The 6,685-nt window shown below is 66.9% G+C and carries 7 protein-coding genes and 1 pseudogene; 5 read left to right on the top strand and 3 right to left on the bottom strand.

Annotation, left to right across the window (positions count from 1 at the left end; translation table 11 throughout):
- A pseudogene (locus ABW137_RS35410) lies at nucleotides 1–591 on the top strand (carboxylic acid reductase); the annotation flags it as partial.
- Between the two features lie 57 nt (nucleotides 592–648).
- On the opposite strand, the gene ABW137_RS35405 reads toward ABW137_RS35410, so the two are convergent.
- The 3 genes from ABW137_RS35405 to ABW137_RS35395 are packed head-to-tail and all read right to left on the bottom strand — an operon-like array spanning nucleotide 649 to nucleotide 2,812.
- Nucleotides 649–1,713 (bottom strand): NAD(P)H-dependent amine dehydrogenase family protein, encoded by a 1,065-nt coding sequence (locus tag ABW137_RS35405; RefSeq protein ID WP_526407557.1) that lies wholly within the window; start codon nucleotides 1,711–1,713, stop codon nucleotides 649–651.
- A 17-nt stretch (nucleotides 1,714–1,730) separates the two neighbouring features.
- Complete coding sequence (locus ABW137_RS35400; protein ID WP_526407555.1) at nucleotides 1,731–2,144, bottom strand: TIGR03668 family PPOX class F420-dependent oxidoreductase; 414 nt, start codon at nucleotides 2,142–2,144, stop codon at nucleotides 1,731–1,733.
- A gap of 5 nt (nucleotides 2,145–2,149) precedes the next feature.
- On the bottom strand, nucleotides 2,150–2,812 hold the full coding sequence (locus tag ABW137_RS35395) for a hypothetical protein (protein WP_526407553.1): 663 nt from the start codon (nucleotides 2,810–2,812) through the stop codon (nucleotides 2,150–2,152).
- Nucleotides 2,813–3,013: 201 nt separating this feature from the next.
- On the opposite strand from ABW137_RS35395, the gene ABW137_RS35390 reads away from it, so the two are divergent.
- The 4 genes from ABW137_RS35390 to ABW137_RS35375 form a co-directional block, all read left to right on the top strand.
- On the top strand, nucleotides 3,014–4,144 hold the full coding sequence (locus tag ABW137_RS35390; RefSeq protein ID WP_526407551.1) for an extracellular solute-binding protein: 1,131 nt from the start codon (nucleotides 3,014–3,016) through the stop codon (nucleotides 4,142–4,144).
- A gap of 3 nt (nucleotides 4,145–4,147) precedes the next feature.
- Nucleotides 4,148–4,990 (top strand): ABC transporter permease, encoded by an 843-nt coding sequence (locus ABW137_RS35385; RefSeq protein ID WP_526407549.1) that lies wholly within the window; start codon nucleotides 4,148–4,150, stop codon nucleotides 4,988–4,990.
- Nucleotides 4,987–5,748, top strand: a complete 762-nt coding sequence (locus tag ABW137_RS35380; protein ID WP_526407548.1) for an ABC transporter permease — start codon at nucleotides 4,987–4,989, stop codon at nucleotides 5,746–5,748. The genes ABW137_RS35385 and ABW137_RS35380 overlap by 4 nt, the downstream gene beginning before the upstream one ends.
- A 44-nt stretch (nucleotides 5,749–5,792) precedes the next feature.
- On the top strand, nucleotides 5,793–6,685 hold an 893-nt coding region (locus tag ABW137_RS35375), incomplete at its 3' end, for an ABC transporter ATP-binding protein (RefSeq protein ID WP_526407546.1).

Genomic DNA, 6,685 nt, shown 5'->3' with positions numbered 1-6,685 from the left:
TCGGTGTTCCGCTGCGACATGATCCTGGCCGACACCACCTACGCCGGCCAACTCAACCTGCCCGACATGTTCACCCGCATGATGCTGAGCCTGGTAGCCACCGGCGTTGCGCCGCAATCGTTCTACCAGCTGGGCCCCGACGGCGGTCGCCAGCGGGCGCACTACGACGGGTTGCCCGTCGAGTTCATCGCCGAGGCGATCTCGACGATCGGCGCCAACGTTGAGAGCGGGTTCGAGACGTTCCACGTGATGAACCCCTACGACGACGGCATCGGCATGGACACCTTCGTCGACTGGTTGATCGAAGCCGGATACCCAATCCGCCGCATCGACGACTACGGCGACTGGCTACAGCGCTTCGAGACGACACTGCGCAGCTTGCCGGACAAGCAGCGCAACGCCTCCCTGCTGCCCCTGCTCCACAACTACCAGTCACCCGAACACCCGGTCAACGGGTCGATCGCCCCCACCGACCGGTTCCGCACCGCCGTCCAAGACGCCAAAATCGGCCCCGACAAGGACATCCCCCACATCACCACACCCATCATCACCAAATACATCACCGACCTCCAACTCCTCGGCCTGCTCTAAACCCGTGATTTGGGCGCGGTCGCGTTCGCTCAACGAACGTTTCCGCGCCCAAATCGCCTAGTTGCCGAAGCCGATGATGCTGTGCACCTGCGGCAGGGTCGCCGTCGTCGCAAACCCGGGCGGCGCCGCGCACACCGCGGGCACCGCGTTCAGAATCTGCATTGCCGTCGCGACGTTGGCGGAGTTCACGTGCTCCAGCATCGACGCGTCACGCTCGAAGCTCGCCAGCGACAGGAAGTGCGCGCGCATCGACGGGTCGCCCTCGATGGTCAGCGTCCACCCGTGCCGCGGCTTGGGCCAGTGCGTGGGATATTCGTTGCCGACCGTCCACAACGCCTCGATCTCGACCAGCGGTCGACCGTCGCGCCGTCCCACCCAGTTCCACCGTTGTCCCGCAGTGGTTCCGGCGCGGAGCACGTGGTCGAAGATCTCGTGATCGCGTTCGGCGGCCACGGCGTCGACCGTTGCGGTCACCTCGTCGATCCCCGCGTGCAGTGCGTCGGCCAGTAGCCACACCTGCTCGGTGAAGATCGCGCTATTGAACGCCAGGAAGTCGTTTGCGGTGGCACTGATCTCGTCGATCGGAGCGCCAAATCGCATGTTGTCGAACGTGATTGCGGTGCTGTCGTACACCGACCAGTCGGCCCGCTCCTGCAGAGTCAGCCTGTCGATGGTCCGGCTCATCCCCGACAGCGCCAGCGGCAAGGTGCCCGACAGGTTGCCAGGATTCAGCCCGCACCCGTGCACGCTGGTTCCGCCCGCGAGGCAGGCGGCGAGCACACGGTCGCGATCGCGAAGCCGAATCCGGTTGGGGTGGAACAAAAATGCCGTGGTGACGACGTTCTTGCCGCTCGCCAGGATCGAGCACACCTCACCGACCGACGTCAGCCGGGGGGTGTAGACGACGCAATCCGCGTCGAGCGCCAGGATCCGTTCGACGTCGGTCGTCGCCGTGACGCCCACGGGGTCACGGCCAAGCAGCGTACCCGCGTCGACCCCGTCCTTGTCGTCGGAATAGACCTTCACACCAACCAATTCGAGCCCACTTCGGGGATCGAGAACGGTTGCCAGGACCTCCCTGCCCACCGCGCCCGTGCCCCACTGAATGATGCGATGCGACAAGGCGTTCCCCCCTTCGTTCACGCGTGCCAGGACGTCCAGTGCGTCACGTGCACCGTGACGACCGGCCCGTCCAACGCGACGCGCTCATACTGCGAATACTTGCGCCGCAGCGCCGCATAACCGATGGCCATCGCCTCGCCGCTCTGATGGACGGTCGCCGTGCCATCGGCGCGGACCCACCACAGCTGCGCCCAGTCGGCGTCGTAGTGGTCCACCAGCAGGCTGACTCTCGGGTTGGCCGCGATGTTGGCCAACCGCCGCAGTCGGTGAGTCGACTTTCGCTTGGCGTCGACGGCCGTGTAGAGCACCCCACCGGCGAGCGCGAACACGATGGGTACGACGTGCGGAACGCCGTCGGCGGACACCGTCGAGAGCACCGCGACGGGTGCGTTCGCGAAGACTTCCGGAACGTCCGAGTCAAGCACCGTCACCCGTCCTACTGTCGGCCCGGCATTTGCGGTCGCACGCTCATCGGCGACCTGGTCACGTTGATCTCCGGCTTCTTGGTGGGCCGCGGCCGCACCACGACCGGCGCCCTGTCCACCTCCGATGCAGTCGGTGGTGGGGGCGGCGGGGGTGGCGGCGGTGGAGGTGGTGGTGGCGGCTCGACGGCGCTGGTGCCGACCGTCGTCGTCGTGCTCGTGGTGGCCGTCGTCGGAGTCGACGACGAATCGCCCGTTGGCACCGCGTCCTCGGACGAACCGCGGAACAGCAGCAGCATCACCGACACGACGAGCGCGACCACCGCGATCGACACGGCGGTGAGGGCCACCCTGGCCTGCCCGGTCTGGTGCCATGGCGTCGGGGCGGGCCTGAAAGTCCAGTTGTTCTCGTTGAACGCGTCGAATGGATGCGTCGGATCGCCGAGGTCGTCCCAGCCCGGCGCGTCGACGAAATCCGTCTCGTGGTCTCGCGGTAGGTCCCCTGTGTCACCAGCACCAGAGGCGCGCTCGGGGGCGTCCAACAAGTAGCCGAAGTCGTCGGCCGCGCCCGATTCGTCGTCCGCGCCGGGCGCCGCAACTGCCGAGGTATCCGCGTCGACTAGTTCATCGACGGGAGCATCGACTTTGGCTTCACCCGAGGATTCCTTCTCGGCCACTCCCTGATGCTAGGCGGCTACCAGCACAAACGTGCATCCGGGCACCCAACTCGCCCGGCGAGTCGAAGATTCCCTTGCATACCGCGTGAACCTGGCGCGAGTTGTAAGGTTCCGCCTCGAGGTTGGTTCGTTCACTGGCGCGACCCGTCGCAGACACTTCTGCGTCACCGTCACGCATCCCGTCCATAAGAAGGTTCGGCAATGCAGAAAAATCGGCTCACCGCGATCGCCAGTGTCATGCTCCTCGTCGCAGGGGGTCTGACCGCTTGCGCGCCTCCGGAGTCCAAGGACCAGGGCGCATCGACGGAGTCAGGCGTGAAGGCGAGTGAGGCGACCTCGGCGCAGGACTTCGGCGGTCTCGACAAGCTCGTGGAGGCCGCCAAGGCCGAGGGCGAACTCAACGTGATCGCGCTGCCGCCGGACTGGGCCAACTACGGCGCCATCATCACGGCCTTCGGCGACAAGTACGGCATCAAGGTCAACTCGGCACAGCCCGACGCCGCCAGCCAGGAGGAGATCAACGCCGCGACCCAGCAGAAGGGCAAGTCCACCGCGCCCGACGTCTTCGACCTCGGCCAGTCGGTGGCGCTGGCCAACACCGCGATGTACGCGCCGTACAAGGTCGAGACGTTCGGCGACATCTCCGAGGACTTCAAGGATCCCGACGGCGCCTGGGTGAACGACTACGGCGGCTACATGTCCATCGGATACGACGCGGGCAAGGTGCCCGCGATCGCAGGCGTCGAGGACCTGCTCAAGCCCGAGTTCCAGGGCAAGGTCGCCCTCAACGGCGATCCGACCCAGGCCGGCGCGGCGTTCTCCGGCGTGATGATGGTGGCGGTCTCGCAGGGCGGCTCGCCCGACGACATCGCGCCCGGCGTCGAGTTCTTCCGGAAGCTCAAGGAGGCGGGCAACTTCCTGCCGATCGACCCCACGCCCGCGACCATCGAGTCCGGCCAGACGCCGGTCGTCATCGACTGGGACTACCTCAACGTCGCCGAGACCAAGAAGCTGCCGTCGTGGAAGGTGGTCATCCCGCCCAACGCCGCCGTGGCCGGCTACTACTTCCAGGCCATCAACAAGGACGCGCCGCATCCTGCCGCGGCTCGGCTGTGGCAGGAGTTCCTCTACAGCGACGAAGGGCAGAACCTCTACCTGAAGGGCGGCGCCCGTCCAGTCCGTGCCGACACCATGGTCGCCAAGGGGACCATCGACAAGGCGGCCTACTCGGTGCTGCCACCGGTCGATGGGGCGGCGACGTTCGTCACCGTCGACCAGAACGCGGCAGCCACCAAGTACCTGGAGGCCAACTGGGCCAAGGCGATCGGCTGAGCCGTGCGTCGACTCCGGGAGTCCCTCCCGCTTCTGCCCTTCTTCGCGATCGTGACGATCTTCCTGATCGTGCCGACGATCACGGTCGTCGCAAGCGCCGTCATCGACGAGGGACGGTTCTCCCTCGACCGCGTCGCGGCGCTGTTCTCGGAGACGGCACTCGCCGCGTTGGGTCGTAGCGTGTTCCTTTCGGCCAGCACCGCTTTGCTCGGAGCGCTGCTCGGCGCGGTCCTGGCCTGGCTGATCGTGTCGAGGCCCGCCACCTCGATGATCCGACGCACCGTGCTGTCGCTGTGCAGCGTGCTAGCCCAGTTCGGTGGTGTCGCACTGGCTTTCGCGTTTCTCGCCACGATCGGCCTCAACGGCGTGCTGACGTTGTGGGTGCAGGAGTACTTCGGCTGGAATCTCGCAGGCTCCGGTTGGTTGTACGGGCTGCCCGGACTGGTGCTGGTGTACACCTACTTCCAGATTCCGCTGATGGTCATCGTCTTCCTGCCCGCGCTGGAGGGGCTGCGCGAGCAGTGGCGCGAGGCGGCGGTCAGCCTCGGCGCATCGACCTGGCAGTACTGGCGGGCGGTGGCCATCCCGCTCCTCACGCCCGCATTCCTCGGCTCCGCACTCCTGTTGTTCGCCAATGCCTTCGCCGCCTACGCCACCGCGGCGGCGCTGGTGAGTCAGGGCAGCCCCATCATCCCGCTGCTGATCCGCTCCGCATTGGTCAGCGAAGTGGTGCTGGGCCAGGCGGGCTTCGCCTACGCGCTGGCCCTGGAGATGATCGTGGTCGTCGCGCTGGTGATGGCCGCCTACAGCGCACTGATCCGTCGCACGTCGGGGTGGCTGCGATGACCACCCGAGTCGCCAGGGCCGCACTGTGGGTCGCCTTTGCCGCGTTCTTCCTGTTCCCGCTCTATGCGATGGCGGACTTCTCCACCCGCAACCTGCTGCAGGGCGGTCGCACGCTGAAGGCGTGGGCGGGACTGGTCACCGACGAGGCGCTCTACCAATCGATCATCACCTCGCTGCTGCTGGCGGTGCTGACCGTGGTGGTCATGCTGATCCTGTTGGTGCCCACGATGATCTGGGTTCGGCTGCGCGCCCCGTGGGCCAAGGGCCTGGTCGAATTCCTCTGTCTGCTACCGCTGACCATCCCCGCGTTGGTGGTCGTCGTCGGCCTGAAGAACGTCTATCTGTGGGTGACGTACCTGCTCGGCGAATCGGCTCTGACGTTGACCTTCGTCTACGTCGTGATCGTGCTGCCGTTCGCGTACCGGGCCATCGACGCGGCGCTGTCGGCGATCGACCTCGAGACGCTCGCGGAAGCGGCGCGCTCACTGGGCGCCAGCTGGCTGGTGACGATCGGACGCGTGATCGTGCCCAACATCTGGTCGGGAATCCTGTCGGCCGCGTTCATCTCGGTGGCGGTCGTGCTCGGCGAGTACACGATCGCCTCGTTGTCCGGCTTCCAGACGCTGCCCGTCCAGATCGTGGCCATCGGCAAGACCGACGGACCCACGTCCGTCGCCGCGTCGTTGGCTACCCTGATCTTCGGATTCGTTCTGCTGCTTGCACTTTCACTGGTAACCCGACGGAGACGGCACGCATGAGTGGCAGCGAAGCAGTAAGGACCGGAGCGAGCGGGAGACGAGCAATGAGTCCAGCCACCCCCAACCCGAGCTCGGGCGTCAGCGTCGAGCTGACCGACCTCACCCGTACCTACGGGACGGTCAAGGCGCTCGACGGCCTGAACCTGAAGATCGAGCCGGGCGAGTTCGTCGCGCTGCTCGGCCCGTCGGGGTGCGGCAAGACCACGGCGCTGCGGATCCTCGCCGGCCTCGATCAGGCGACCTCGGGCTCGGTCACCGTCGACGGCCGAGACCTCACCTCGGTGCCTGCCAACAAGCGCGACATGGGCATGGTCTTCCAGGCGTACAGCCTCTTTCCGCATCTGACGGCCCTGGAGAACGTCGAGTTCGGACTGAAGATGCGCGGCAGGGGCAAGGGTGAGCGTGGCACCAGGGCCGCGGACATGCTCGACCTCGTCGGGCTGTCCGCGCACGCCGACAAGTACGCGTCGGAGATGTCGGGTGGCCAGCAGCAGCGCGTCGCGCTGGCCCGTGCGTTGGCCATCCAGCCGAGGGTGCTGCTCCTCGACGAGCCTCTCTCGGCGCTGGACGCCAAGGTGCGTACCCAGCTCCGTGACGAGATCCGCCGTGTCCAGCTGGAGGTCGGCACGACGACGCTGTTCGTCACCCACGATCAGGAGGAGGCGCTCGCCGTCGCCGACCGGGTCGGCGTGATGAGCCAGGGCCGCCTCGAGCAGCTCGCGGCGCCCGCCGACGTCTACGCCAACCCGGCGTCGCCGTTCGTTGCGGAGTTCGTAGGCCTGAACAACCAAGTGGCAGCTGAAGTCTCGTCCGGCCGCGCGCATCTGCTCGGCGCGGAACTGCCCGCGCTGGACGGTTCGATCACGTCGGGGTCGGGCACTGCCATGCTCCGTCCGGAGTCGGTGACCGTGACCGCGGATTCCGAGGGCGCCGCCAC

Origin of the sequence: Mycobacterium sp., assembly GCF_040509115.1 — a bacterium.
Classification (GTDB): domain Bacteria; phylum Actinomycetota; class Actinomycetes; order Mycobacteriales; family Mycobacteriaceae; genus Mycobacterium.
This window is presented reverse-complemented; position numbering and strand designations above follow the sequence as displayed.